Source organism: Hymenobacter montanus, assembly GCF_014699115.1.
Taxonomy (GTDB): domain Bacteria; phylum Bacteroidota; class Bacteroidia; order Cytophagales; family Hymenobacteraceae; genus Hymenobacter; species Hymenobacter montanus.
In genome coordinates this window covers 191,932-204,348 of the sequence record NZ_JACXAD010000006.1, presented here as the reverse complement: position 1 = coordinate 204,348, position 12,417 = coordinate 191,932, and the positions used below count along the sequence as shown (strand labels likewise).

The window sequence follows — 12,417 nt, the reverse complement described above, 5'->3', positions numbered from 1 at the left end:
TAAAAATGTGACTCCGGGCCCATTCACTCGCTGCTTCACCACCACATTGCTTCATTTCCACATCCGTCACATTTTCTCATTTCCATGCCCATGCTTACCCAAACCGAAGCGCAGGATATCCTGAAAAAAGTTCTCAGCTTCAGCACCAGCGATGACTGCGAGGCCACGCTCAACGGCAGCACCAGTGGCAACGTGCGCTCGGCACGCAACACCATCAGCACGGCCGGCGTGACCGACAATGTATCGCTGACGGTGCAGGCCCGCTTTGGCAAGCGCAGCGGCCTGGCTACTTGTAACGAATTCGATGAGGCCAGCCTACGCCGCTGCGTACAGCGGGCCGAGGAAATCGCCCGGCTGGCACCGGAGTCGCCCGAGTACGTGCCCTTGCTCGGGCCGCAGCAATACCTGGCCTCGCCCGCATCGTTTGCCCAGCGCACGGCCGACATCACCCCCGACTACCGCGCCCAGCAAATTGGGGCCAGCATAGCGCTGTGCGCCGCCCGGAAGCTGTCGTCGGCCGGCTTTTTCAACGACTCGGCGGACTTCTTGGCCAAGCGCAACTCCAAAGGGCTGGAAGCCTACCAGCGGTTCACTAACCTCGATTTCTCCATTACGGTGCGCACGCCCGACGGCGCCGGCTCGGGCTACGCCCTGGCCAACTACACCGATTTGGCCACGTTCGACGCGGCCCGCCTCACCCGCGTGGCGGCCGACAAAGCGGCGGCCTCGGTCAACGCCAAGGCCATTGAGCCCGGCAAGTACACCGTGATTCTGGAACCGGCCGCCGCCGTAGAACTGCTGACCAACATGATGCAGGCCATGGATGCGCGCAACGCCGACGAGGGCCGCAGCTTCCTGAGCAAAAAAGGGGGTGGCAGCAAGAAGGGCGAGCGGATTTTTGACGAGCGCGTCACCATTTACTCCGACCCTACGCACCCCGAGGTACCCGACCTGACCTTCGCCGCCGACGGCCGCCCCCAGCGAAAGGTGACCTGGATAGAAAAAGGCATTGTGCAGAACCTATACTCCTCGCGCTTCTGGGCCCAGAAGGCCGGCATCCCCGACCTGCCACCCCCCGGCGGCTGGATCATGAGCGGCGGCACGCAAAGCACCGCCGAGCTTATCAAAAGCACGGCTAAAGGCATCCTCGTCACGCGCCTGTGGTACATCCGGGCAGTTGACCCGCAGACGCTGCTCTACACCGGCCTGACCCGCGACGGAACTTTCTACATCGAAAATGGACAGGTTAAATTTCCAGTGAAAAATTTCCGCTTCAACGAAAGCCCCATCATCATGCTCAACAACCTGGAGGCGCTCGGCAAGCCCGTCCGCTTGGACGGCAACCTGGTGCCCCCGCTCAAAATCCGGGATTTCACCTTCACCAGCTTATCGGACGCGGTGTAACCTCCCCCCGCGAAGCGACGCTCAGCGAGGATAGACTGCCGGCTCCGCTCTGCCTGACGGTCGTTCTTGGAGCAGTTCTCACCTGGGAATTAAAAATTAAAAATGAAGAATTAAAAATTGACCAGCCGATTTTTAATTCTTCATTTTTAATTTTTAATTCCCAAAAAACGGTACCCGGACTGGAGAACTGCTCTAAATATCACGTTCTTTTACTGTTCCTTCATCACCTCATTCCTGCACCAAGTATGAAAAGACGCGACTTTGTGGGGCTGACCGGCTTAGCGGCCGGGGCCTTGTTTTTGCCCAGCCTGCCGGGCTTCGGACACACGCCGGTAGACCCGGCCCGCCTGCTGGAGCCCGGCGCCGACGTTATCGTGAAAAAGCGTTTGGCTGATGCGGCCCTCAACGCGGCCAAAAGCGCCGGGGCCAGCTACGCCGATGTGCGCATCGGCCGCTACCTCAACCAGTACGTTTTTACGCGGGAGAAGCAGGTGCAGAACATTGTGAGCACCGAAAGCTACGGCGTGGGCATTCGGGTGCTGGTGAATGGCTGCTGGGGCTTTGCCTCCACCAGCGTGGTAACCGAGGCCAGCCTGGCGGCCACCGCCCGCGTGGCCGTCGACATCGCCAAGGCTGACCGCATCGTGCAGCGGGAGCCCGTGCAACTGGCCCCCCAGCAGGGCTACGGCGAGGTGAGCTGGAAGACGCCCATTCAGCAAAGCGCTTTCGAGGTGCCCGTGAAGCAGAAAGTGGAACTGCTGCTGGCCGCCAACGCCGCGGCGCTCGACAACGGCGCCAACTACATCAACTCGGCGCTGTTTCAGGTGAATGAGCAGAAGTACTTCGCCAGCACCGACGGCTCGTACATTGACCAGGACGTGCACCGGCTCTGGCCCACGTTCAGCGCCACGGCCGTGGATACGAAGACGGGCAAGTTCCGCTCGCGCAGCGCCTTGAGCTCGCCGGTGGGGCTGGGCTTCGAGTATCTCACGCCCAGCGCGGCCGAACAAATAGCCGGCCCGGCGGGAACCAACACCGTGGGCTACAAGCTGCGCTACGACCTGCTGGCTGACGCCGCCCTGGCCGGCAAACAGGCCAAGGCCAAGCTGAGCATGAAATCGGTGACGCCCGGCAAGTACGACCTGGTGCTCGACCCCGGCCACCTGGGCCTGACCATCCACGAGTCGGTCGGCCACCCCACCGAGCTGGACCGGGTGCTGGGCTACGAGGCCAACTTCGCCGGCACCAGCTTTGCCACCCTGGAGTGGAAAGCCAAAAACCTGCCCTACGGCTCCCAGGAAGTGAATATTGTGGCCGATAAGCTCCAGCCGGGCTCGGTTGGAGCGGTTGGCTACGACGACGAAGGCGTGAAAACCCGCGAGTGGGACCTCATCAAGGAAGGCAAGCTGGTGAACTACCAGAAGATTCGCGACCAGGCTCACATCGTGGGTCAGAAAGAATCTGATGGCTGCTGCTACGCGCAGTCGTGGGAGGACGTGCAGTTCCAGCGCATGCCCAACGTAAGCCTGCGCCCCGGCAAAGCCAAGCTCAGCGTGGACGAGATGGTGAGCAAGGTCGACAAAGGCATCTACATTGCCGGGGCAGGCTCCTTTTCTATTGACCAGCAGCGTTATAACTTCCAGTTTGGCGGGCAGCTGTTCTTCGCCATTGAGAAGGGGAAAATCACGGAACCCCTGGAAGACGTGGCGTATCAGTCGAACACCCAGGAGTTCTGGGGCGCCTGCGCCGGCAGCTGCGACCAGTCCGATTACCGCCTGTACGGCACTTTCTTTGACGGCAAGGGCCAACCTGCGCAGGTTTCGTCGGTGAGCCACGGCTCGGCCACCACGCGGTTCAACGGCGTGAACGTCATCAACACGGCCCGGAAGGTGTAGATAATGTGAGGAATATGATTGATGTGGGAAATGGGAAAATTGGATGGTAGGCGGGATGGATTCAGGCACGAACGGTCCGCAGTCCGATAATCCGGTGGTGCGGCTCTCTTTTGAGTTGGCGCTGGCGGTGTTGGCTTACGTCGAGGAACTGGAAGCCGCTCGTCGCTACGTGGTAGCCCGTCAATTGCTGCGCTGCGGTACTTCGGTCGGGGCCAATGTGCGCGAGGCACAACACGCTGAGAGCCGTGCGGACTTTGTGCACAAGTGCAAGATTGCCGCCAAGGAAGCCGAAGAAACCGATTACTGGCTGCAACTCTGCGCGCAGGCCCCCGCCTACCCCACCCCGCCCACTCCACTCAACGAAACGCTACTGAGTGTCCGCCGCCTATTGGCCCGCATCATCATATCCAGCAAAGCCAACGCCACCTGAATTTTCACATTTCCACATTCTGCTCATTTCCACATCCTGCACATTTCCACATTCCGCACATCTCCACATTAAAAAAATCATGGCTATTCTCTCCAAAGACGAAGCCCAGGCTTTACTTAAAAAGGTGCTCAGCTATAGCACCGCCGATGAGTGCGAGGTTTCCCTGAACGGGCGCACCACGGGCAACATTCGCTACGCCCGCAACAGCGTGAGCACGGCTGGCGCCGCCGACAGTGTGTCGCTGGCGGTGGAGTCGCGTTTCGGCAAGCGCAGCGGCGTGGCTACCTGCAACGAGTTCGACGAGGCCACCCTGCGCCGCTGCGTGCAGCGGGCCGAGGAAATCGCCAGGCTCGCCCCCGAAAGCCCCGAATACGTGCCGCTACTCGGACCGCAAACTTACCTGAGCCCGCCTTCAGCGGCCACTACCTTGCTCACGGCCGCCACCCGCGCCCAGGCCGCGGCCGACAGCATGAACCTGTGCGCGGCTAAAAAACTTACTGCCGCTGGCTTCATCGATGGCGGCGCTCGGTTTCAGGCCATGCGCAACTCCAAGGGGCTCGAAGCCTATCAGCAGTCGACCAACACCGACTTCTCGGTAACCGTACGCACCGCCGATGGCCGGGGCTCGGGCTACGCCATCGCCGACGTGACGGACCCCGCCAAGCTCAACACCAAAGTCCTCACCCAGCGCGCCGCCGACAAAGCCCTGGGCTCGGTGAATGCCAAGGCCATCGAGCCGGGCAAGTACACCGTGATTCTGGAGCCCGCCGCCCTCATGGACGGCGGCGACCTGTCGCTGCTCGGCGGCCTCGTGTACGGCCTGGATGCCCGCTCGGCCGACGAGGGCCGCAGCTTCCTGAGCAAAAAAGGCGGCGGCAACCGCAAGGGCGAGAAGCTCTTCGATGAGCGGGTAAGCATCTACTCCGACCCCCTGAATGCCGAGGTACCCGGCAACGCGTTCGACAACGACGGCCTGCCCACCAAGCGCATGAATTGGGTTGAGAAGGGTGTGGTGAAGAACCTGTACTACTCGCGCTTCTGGGCCGAGAAAAACAAGGTAGCGCCCACGCCTTTTCCCAGTGGCTTCATTATGACTGGCGGTACGCAAAGCACTGCCGAGCTTATCAAGGGCACGGCCAAAGGCATCCTGGTCACGCGCCTGTGGTACATCCGCGAGGTCGACCCGCAGACGCTGCTCTACACTGGCCTGACCCGCGATGGTACGTTCTACATCGAAAACGGGGCCATCAAATTCCCCATCAAAAACCTGCGCTTCAACGAAAGCCCCATCATCATGCTCAACAACGTGGAGGCCATGGGCCGGCCCCAGCGCCTGGCCGGCTGCCTGATTCCGCCGCTGAAAATCCGAGACTTCACCTTTACCAGCTTGTCCGACGCGATTTAGCAGGTCCCGTAGCGTGGACTCTGCGAGTCCGCGCGTGAGTTATAGTGAGCATAACCTAATATGGGGCCAATCACCGAATGTTCGCTGCGCTCACGTGCGGACTCGCAGAGTCCACGCTACTACTTCCCGACGGCTCTAATCCTTACCCCTCCTAGCTTCTTGTTTCGTGCCCGCTGCTTTCACTTTCGTGCGCCTCAAGTACCACTCCGGTGATTGGGATGCGGTAGACGAGCGCATGCCCGCCAACCTGCTTCACTCGCTGGTGCAGTACACCACGGTACCCGTCGAGCCCAAAGAGAAAGTGGTAGCCCTGGATAGCCCGGAACTGTTCAGCTACCCGTTTTGCTACTTATCAGGCCACCGGCTGGTACAGTTTTCAGCGGCGGAGAAGCGGAACTTTATCACCTACGTCCGCAACGGGGGCTTCGTGTTCGTCGACGATTGCAACCACGACATCGACGGCCTCTTCGCCCGCTCCTTCGAGGAGCAGATGCGCCAGTGCTTTGGCCCCGGCGCCCTGAAGAAAATTCCCAAAACCCACCCGATTTATTCCCAGTTCTTCACTTTCAAGGAAGGTCCGCCCAACACCGGCTTCGAGCTGAATGGCTGGGGCGATGACCTGGTGCACGACTACCTGAAAGCCGTGGAAATAAAAGGCCGCATTGGCGTGCTCTATTCCAACAAAGACTACGGCTGCGAGTGGGACTACGACTTCCGCAACAAGCGCTTCCTGGCCGAGGACAACACTAAGTTTGGCGTCAACATTTTGCTGTATGCGCTGACATAGTGCTTGGTTATTGGTGCTTGGTGCTTGGTGCTTGGTGCCTGGTGCCTGGTTTTTTAGATTTTATAACTCCCCACCAGTTGCCAAGCACCAACAACCAAGCGCTAGGTACCAAGCACCAGGTACCAGGCACCAAGCACCAACTTATGACCGAACAAGAAGTAAATAAGCTGCTGGCGAAGCTGCCGGTGCTCAAAGCTGAGATTGCCAAGGTCATCGTGGGCCAGGCGGCGGTGTTGGATGAGGTGCTCGTGGCCCTGCTGGCGGGCGGCCACGCGCTGCTTGAAGGCGTGCCGGGCGTGGCCAAAACCCTGCTGGTGCGCACGCTGGCCGCCGCGACCGACTTACCCTTTCGCCGCATTCAGTTTACGCCGGATTTAATGCCGACCGACATCCTGGGCACCGAGGTGCTGGAGGAAGACCACGGCACCGGGCGCCGCTCCTTCAAATTCAACCCCGGACCCATTTTCGCCAGTTTGGTGCTGGCCGACGAAATCAACCGAACGCCACCGAAGACCCAGGCCGCCCTGCTCGAAGCCATGCAGGAAGGCCACGTAACCTACGCCGGCACCGAGCATGCGTTGCCCCAGCCATTCTTCCTGCTGGCCACGCAAAATCCGATCGAGCAGTCGGGTACCTACCCGCTGCCGGAGGCGCAGCTCGACCGGTTTCTGCTGTACGTGCGCATCGGCTACCCCACGGCCGAGGAAGAGTTGGCCGTGCTGCGCGGTACCACCGGCACGGCCGGGCAGGCCGTGGCGCCCGTGTTAAGCGGGGCCGACATCCGCCAGCTGCAAATGCTGGTCCGCCAGGTCAGCCTAAGCCCTGAGCTGCTGGATTTTGTAAACCGCCTGGTGCGGGCCACCCGGCCGGCGACCTCGGCGGTGAAGTTCATCAAAGACTACGGGCGCTGGGGAGCGGGACCACGGGCCGGGCAGGCGCTTATTCTCTGTGCCAAAGCCCGGGCATTGCTACACGGCCGCTTTGCCGCCACGTTAGAGGACATTCGCACGCTGGCACCACCAGTGCTGCGGCATCGGGTCCTGCTGAATTTCAACGCCGAAGCGGAGAATCTAACGGCCGATGACGCCGTAGCAGCGCTGCTGCAAGCCGTGCCGGTCTGAGGTTGGTGCATGGTGCATGGTGCTCGGGTGTTGGAACGTCCTGCCAAGCGCAGCCGAAGCAGTTGGCCCGCATCATTGCAACGGCATTGCTTACTGCCCCACGCTTGCTGCCTCACGTGAGCTGCTTGGACCGCGCGGAGGCCAGATGAGCATAATATTCTAACACCCAAGCACCAAGCACCAAGCACCAGGCACCAGGCACCAGGCACCAAAAAAATGCTCACCCCCGAACTTTTGCACGGCTTGCGCAACCTCGCCCTCGCCGCCCGGCGAGCGGCCGAGGGATTCCTGAACGGCGCGCACGCCAGCCGGCGGCACGGGGCGGGCATGGAGTTCAGCCAGTACCGGCCCTACCAGCCCGGCGATGACCTACGCCGCCTCGACTGGCGCCTGGCCGCCCGCTCAGACCGCTACTACCTACGCGAAGCCGAAGTCGACACCAGCCTGACGGTGCACTTGCTGCTCGACGCGAGCGCCAGCATGAACCACCGCGACGACAACGGCCTCACCAAGCTCGGCTATGCTCGCCTGCTGCTGGCCGCGCTAGCCTACCTGGCCCAGCAGCAGGGCGACGCCGTGGGCCTGACCATCCTCGCCCCGGCGGGCCTGCGCCACCTGCCCGCCCGCGCCGACGCCCGCCAGCTGCCTCGCATCTACCACGCCCTCGAAACTGTCGAGGCTCAGGGGCACTTTCCGGACCCCGCTACGCTGGCGCCGCTCACGGCCCGTCGCGAGCGAGCCCTCACGGTCTGCGTGAGCGATTTATACGAGGAAGGAACCGAAATCAGCGCCCTGCTCGCGCAACTCCGGGCAGTTAGTGGGGAGGTCTTACTCCTGCACGTACTAGCCAATAACGAGTTAGAATTCACTTACGAAGGCAATATCACCTTTAAAGACTTAGAAACGGGCCGGAGCCTGCAACTGGATGCCGACCAGCAGCGCCCGGCCTACCAGGAGCAGTTAGGGCGATGGCTGCACAACACCGCTCAGTCGGCCCGGCGCCAGGGGTTCGACTACCACCAACTCAATACCTCCCAGCCGCTGGATGGAGCGCTACGGGAGTTTCTGCGTCGCCGCAATTCAGCGGGCTAGCTCCGGCCTAGCCAACCATTGCGGCATTTCGGCGTCTGTATCCTGACTTCATCTCTGAATCTAACTCGCCCTTTGCTTATGCTGCTCACTCCTTCCGCGCTGCTGGCCTTGCTGGGGCTGTTGGTGCCGGTTGCCATTCACCTCTGGAACCGCCGGCCGGGCCGGGAGGTAGCAGTGGGCAGCCTGCGCTGGCTGACGGCCGGGGCCAACCGCCGCCTGCGCAGCCTACGGCCCGAGCAGCTACCCTTACTGCTGCTGCGGGCAGCGCTGCTGGCCGTGCTGGCCGTGGCCCTGGCGGGGCCCGCGTGGCGCCAGGCAGTGCCCGCCGGGCGCGGTCAGGCCCTGGTGAGTGCTTCGCTCGTGGGCACGCGGGCTTTTGCCATGCTGCAACCGGCACTCGACTCACTGCGCCGCCGGGGCTACGCGCTACGGGCGCTAGCCCCGGAATTTCCGCTGGTGCCGCCGGCCGCGGGGCTAGTCGACTCGTTGGGCCAACGGACCAGCGCCCGCGGGGCCCGCCCGCCCGATTCGGCCCGCGAATCTTTCACGTGGGCTCGGGTTCGGCAGGCGACCGAGGTTTTTCCGGGGCAGCCGTTGTACGTGGTTACAACGGCGGCGCTACGCGAATTTCAAGGCTCCCACCCGCCCCTGGCTGGCTCTATCACCTGGCGGATTTTACCGGTTGAAACGTCCGCCACCTGGCTCCAGAGCGCTGCCAGCACCGGTACCGATAGCCTCCGCTTGCTGCTGGGCCGGACCCGCGCAACGCAGACAACCTTTCGGGTGGTGGCAGTGGCCAAGCCCCGGCCGGGCGCAATCGTTCGGGTGGCAGGGTTAGCTCCGCTGCGCTATGAGGAAACCCGCGCTGGCGGCGCTCAGCTCCGGCTTATACCCACCGCGACCGGATCGCCCACGGCAGCTTCCGTGGTGCCAGTTCGTACGCGGGCACTGCGCGCGGTTATCTATGCTTCCCCGTCTTATGCGGCTGATGCGCGGGCCCTGCACGCCGCGTTGCGGGCGGCGTCTATTGGCTTGCCGGTGCCGTTGGTGCTGACGCAGGTTGCCTCGCCACCCAGCGCGAACGACCAAGCCGATTGGCTGTTCTGGTTGGCCGATAGTCCTTTACCAGCCGCCTGGGCTGCTTCAGTACGCAAGGAACTGAATGTCTGGCAGGAGGCTTCGGGGCCGGGAATCGCCGACACCGCCCACCTGCTGAGCCCGGCCGCGGCCGAACCGCCGGTGACCATCTGGCGCCGCGGCCAAGCAAGCCCGGGCACCGGATGGTCACCGGCGGGCGGTAATTCATTCTCACTCTGGACGGATGGGCTAGGCCGTGCCGTACTTTCGCGCCAGGGCCTAGGTCGGGGTGCCTACTACCGTCTGCATACCCGCCTCAGCCCCCCTTGGAGTGAACTGGCCGACTGCCCGGCCTTGCCCGCTCAATTGCTGGAGCTGCTTCAGCCATCACCTGAGTGGCTAGGGGGCAACGAACTATCGTCAGTCCTTAGCCAGGACCAGCGCGCCCTCGACCCTACCCAGCTAACCCCCACCCGCCCCCTGAAAAGCCCGGGCAGCGCGGTTGCTCCCGCCACCTTCCGCCTGACGGATTTGCGGCCGTGGGCGGTGCTGGCCACGGGCCTGCTCTTCGCTGTTGAACGCCTGCTGGCCCGGCGCCGGGTTAGGCAGCTTAGCCCCGCCACGCCATGAGCTCGGTAGTTTCCCCCGTTGCTAGCGCTGATACCTCGCGCCTGGCCGAAGCCCGGCAGCAGTTACGGGTGGTGGCTCGGTCCTACGCACGACGACGCGCGGCAACCGTATTGCTGCCCGCCGCCGCGGGTGGGCTGCTCTTAGGGCTGGGGGCGCAGCAGTGGCCCCAGGGGCGTTGGGCCCTGGAAATTATCGGCCTGATCGCGCTGGCGGTGGTGCTGGGGAAACTGTGGCCATTGCGGCGCGTGGCCCCCGCTACCATTGCCCCCCGGCTCGACCGGCAGTTTGCCGCCCTGGAAGACAGCACCGGCCTGCTGCTGCACCCACCAGCTGAACGGAATTTACTGGAACAGCTGCAACAGCAGCGGGTGGCCCAGCGCCTCCACGAGTTGGGCGCGGCGCGGGCATTGGGGCTGCCCGTTCCCTTCCGCCGGGCTATGCTCACCACCGTTTTGCTCCTGCTGGCCAGCGCCGGGCTGTGGTTCTGGCCAGCAAGCCGCCCCACTGGCCGCGGACCCCAGCCCGTGGCCCTGCGATTTTCGTCGGAAAAGCCCGGAGTCGGCGCCGCGCCAGCCCGTATCATCAGCACCCGGCTTTGGGTGCTGCCTCCGGCTTACACCCGGCAGCCTGCTTTTGCGCCGGCGCAGGCTTCGTTTCAGTGCCCGCAGGGGTCCCGGGTACGCTGGCAGGTGCAGGTAAGTGGCCCACCCGCCGGCGCTCCGCTGCTGGAACTGGGCAATCGGCGGGTGGCTTTCCGGCCAGTGCGTGGGCAGGCCGGCCATTTTGTTGCCGAGCAAATCGTAGGCACCTCGCTGCTGTACCGCCTGCGTTACGGCGGAACGGTTTCCGATGACTACGCCATCGACGCGCGCCCCGACCAGGCGCCGGTGGTACGCATCCAAACCCCCAAGGCCTACACGCTGGTGGCCTTTGGTAACCGACCCCAGTTGCCCCTGCGAGCTATCGTGCGCGACGACTACGGCCTCAGCCGGGCCGAGCTGGTCATCACTGTGGCCACGGGCCAGGGCGAAGCCGTGAAGTTCCGCGAAGTGCGCCGCGACCTGAGCGCGCCCTTGGGTCCGCAACCACCCCAAGCCACGCTCAGCAGCCAGCTCGACCTACCTAAGCTGGGCCTGACCTACGGCGACGAACTGTATTTCTACGTTTCAGCCCGCGACAACGCCGGCCACGCGGCCCGCACCGATGCTTACCTGGTACAGTGGGAGGACACCACCGTAACTGACAGTCCTTCCGACAGGGGCATGGGCATCAAGGTAGCGCCCGCGTACTTCCGCAGCCAGCGGCAGATCATCATCGACACCGAAAAGCTGCTGGTCGAAAAGCCTAAGCTTGACGCCGCTACCCTCTCCAACCGGGCCAACAACCTCGGGCTTGACCAACAAACCCTGCGCCTGCGTTACGGCAAGTTTATGGGCGAAGAGGCCGAAGCGGGGATCGGCGCCGAAGCTCCCCACGCGCCCATTGCCGAAGATGAGGCCGCCAACCATCTCACCGCTGAGGCTGAAGAGCACCACGACCACGCTTCCCCGCCGCCCGCAAATGCCTCGCCGACCGACGCGCTGATGGAACCCTACACGCACCAACACGACGATGCCGAAACCGCCGATTTCCTGGAGCCCGCCGTGAAGGCCAAGCTGCGCGCCGTGCTCGACCAGATGTGGGCCGCCGAGCTGCGCCTGCGCACCAACCAACTGGCGGCGGCGCTGCCCTACGAGTACCGCGCCCTGCGCCTGCTCAAGCAAGTGCAGCAGCAAACCCGCGTCTTCGTCAAGAAAGCGGGCTTCGTACCCCCGCCGCTACCCGAAGCCACCCTGCGGCTCACCGGCGAGCTAGCGGGCGCCGCGGCCCCACACCGCCAGCAAACCCTACCCGCTCCCGCCGCCCAACCCACGGTGCGCGCCGCACTGCGCTGGTTAGTCGCGCCGCGTTCCAACCCGCGCACCGCATCCGCCGATGCCCACCTGCTGGAGCAGGCCGGCTCCGAACTGGCCCGGGCCGCTCTTCAACGACCCACCGTGTACTTGCCGGCTCTGCGCGCCCTACGGCAACTGGTGGCCGATGTGCGAACGGGGCGGCCGCCCTGCCCCCATTGCCGCCCGCCGATCGAGCGTGCTTTCACCGACTTGCTGGCCCCACCCCCGGCCGCTCCGCTTCCGCCCCCCCCCCCCGACCGGCTGGCCCGGCGCTATTTCCAAGAGCTGAACCAACCTTCCCCGAACCGGACGAGCCCATAATATTCCAAGAGTTGCGCCGACTATCGGCCACGGGAAGGCCGCCTACCCCTGAGCCAGAGTATATTCCCGATTTATTTCAACCTATTCCTGGGTCCGGGTACCGGGCGCAGTTGGTAAAACCTCATGGGCCCATGCTGTCTGGCTCCCACTCCGGGGAGAGGGGCCGGCCCCGCAGGGGTCACGTGAGGCTCCCACCAGAACACCCAATACCGACCGGCGAACTTGTATAAGTTAATTCAGAATGCTATTCCAATAAAATCTGCTTCTGCGCCCCAGCCATAAATACTCAATCATTGGTTCTTTACTCCATATAAATCGTTA

At 63.4% G+C, this 12,417-nt stretch carries 9 protein-coding genes; all 9 read left to right on the top strand.

Going from position 1 to position 12,417, the window contains the following annotated elements; all coding sequences use genetic code 11:
- Positions 1 to 84: 84 nt before the first annotated feature.
- The 9 genes from IC235_RS07480 to IC235_RS07440 all read left to right on the top strand — a co-directional run bounded on the left by IC235_RS07480 (position 85) and on the right by IC235_RS07440 (position 12,096).
- Entirely contained in the window at positions 85 to 1,404 is a 1,320-nt protein-coding gene (locus tag IC235_RS07480) for a TldD/PmbA family protein (RefSeq protein WP_191004548.1), read from the top strand.
- Positions 1,405 to 1,649: 245 nt separating this feature from the next.
- Positions 1,650 to 3,299, top strand: a complete 1,650-nt coding sequence (locus tag IC235_RS07475; protein ID WP_191004547.1) for a TldD/PmbA family protein — start codon at positions 1,650 to 1,652, stop codon at positions 3,297 to 3,299.
- Between the two features lie 55 nt (positions 3,300 to 3,354).
- A complete protein-coding gene (locus IC235_RS07470; RefSeq protein WP_191004546.1) occupies positions 3,355 to 3,729 on the top strand; it encodes a four helix bundle protein in 375 nt (124 codons plus the stop codon).
- 79 nt (positions 3,730 to 3,808) lie between these two features.
- Positions 3,809 to 5,134 carry a TldD/PmbA family protein gene (locus IC235_RS07465; RefSeq protein ID WP_191004545.1) on the top strand — a complete coding sequence of 442 codons (1,326 nt, stop codon included), beginning with the start codon at positions 3,809 to 3,811 and terminating at the stop codon, positions 5,132 to 5,134.
- Positions 5,135 to 5,300: 166 nt separating this feature from the next.
- Entirely contained in the window at positions 5,301 to 5,921 is a 621-nt protein-coding gene (locus IC235_RS07460; protein ID WP_191004544.1) for a DUF4159 domain-containing protein, read from the top strand.
- Between the two features lie 143 nt (positions 5,922 to 6,064).
- Entirely contained in the window at positions 6,065 to 7,042 is a 978-nt protein-coding gene (locus tag IC235_RS07455; RefSeq protein ID WP_191004543.1) for an AAA family ATPase, read from the top strand.
- Between the two features lie 216 nt (positions 7,043 to 7,258).
- Positions 7,259 to 8,134: a DUF58 domain-containing protein gene (locus tag IC235_RS07450; protein WP_191004542.1), complete on the top strand. Its 876-nt coding sequence runs from the start codon at positions 7,259 to 7,261 to the stop codon at positions 8,132 to 8,134.
- A 78-nt stretch (positions 8,135 to 8,212) separates the two neighbouring features.
- The gene (locus IC235_RS07445; RefSeq protein WP_191004541.1) at positions 8,213 to 9,841 is read left to right on the top strand and encodes a BatA domain-containing protein; all 1,629 of its coding nucleotides are present in this window, start codon (positions 8,213 to 8,215) and stop codon (positions 9,839 to 9,841) included.
- Positions 9,838 to 12,096 carry a hypothetical protein gene (locus IC235_RS07440; protein ID WP_191004540.1) on the top strand — a complete coding sequence of 753 codons (2,259 nt, stop codon included), beginning with the start codon at positions 9,838 to 9,840 and terminating at the stop codon, positions 12,094 to 12,096. The genes IC235_RS07445 and IC235_RS07440 overlap by 4 nt, the downstream gene beginning before the upstream one ends.
- The last annotated feature ends 321 nt before the right edge of the window (positions 12,097 to 12,417 follow it).

What these genes read in the sequence shown, in the direction of transcription:
- IC235_RS07480 (WP_191004548.1), top strand. Translation starts at nt 85, where the DNA reads ATGCCCATGCTTACCCAAACCGAAGCGCAGGATATCCTGAAAAAAGTT.
- IC235_RS07475 (WP_191004547.1), top strand. Translation starts at nt 1,650, where the DNA reads ATGAAAAGACGCGACTTTGTGGGGCTGACCGGCTTAGCGGCCGGGGCC.
- IC235_RS07470 (WP_191004546.1), top strand. Translation starts at nt 3,355, where the DNA reads ATGGATTCAGGCACGAACGGTCCGCAGTCCGATAATCCGGTGGTGCGG.
- IC235_RS07465 (WP_191004545.1), top strand. Translation starts at nt 3,809, where the DNA reads ATGGCTATTCTCTCCAAAGACGAAGCCCAGGCTTTACTTAAAAAGGTG.
- IC235_RS07455 (WP_191004543.1), top strand. Translation starts at nt 6,065, where the DNA reads ATGACCGAACAAGAAGTAAATAAGCTGCTGGCGAAGCTGCCGGTGCTC.
- IC235_RS07450 (WP_191004542.1), top strand. Translation starts at nt 7,259, where the DNA reads ATGCTCACCCCCGAACTTTTGCACGGCTTGCGCAACCTCGCCCTCGCC.
- IC235_RS07445 (WP_191004541.1), top strand. Translation starts at nt 8,213, where the DNA reads ATGCTGCTCACTCCTTCCGCGCTGCTGGCCTTGCTGGGGCTGTTGGTG.
- IC235_RS07440 (WP_191004540.1), top strand. Translation starts at nt 9,838, where the DNA reads ATGAGCTCGGTAGTTTCCCCCGTTGCTAGCGCTGATACCTCGCGCCTG.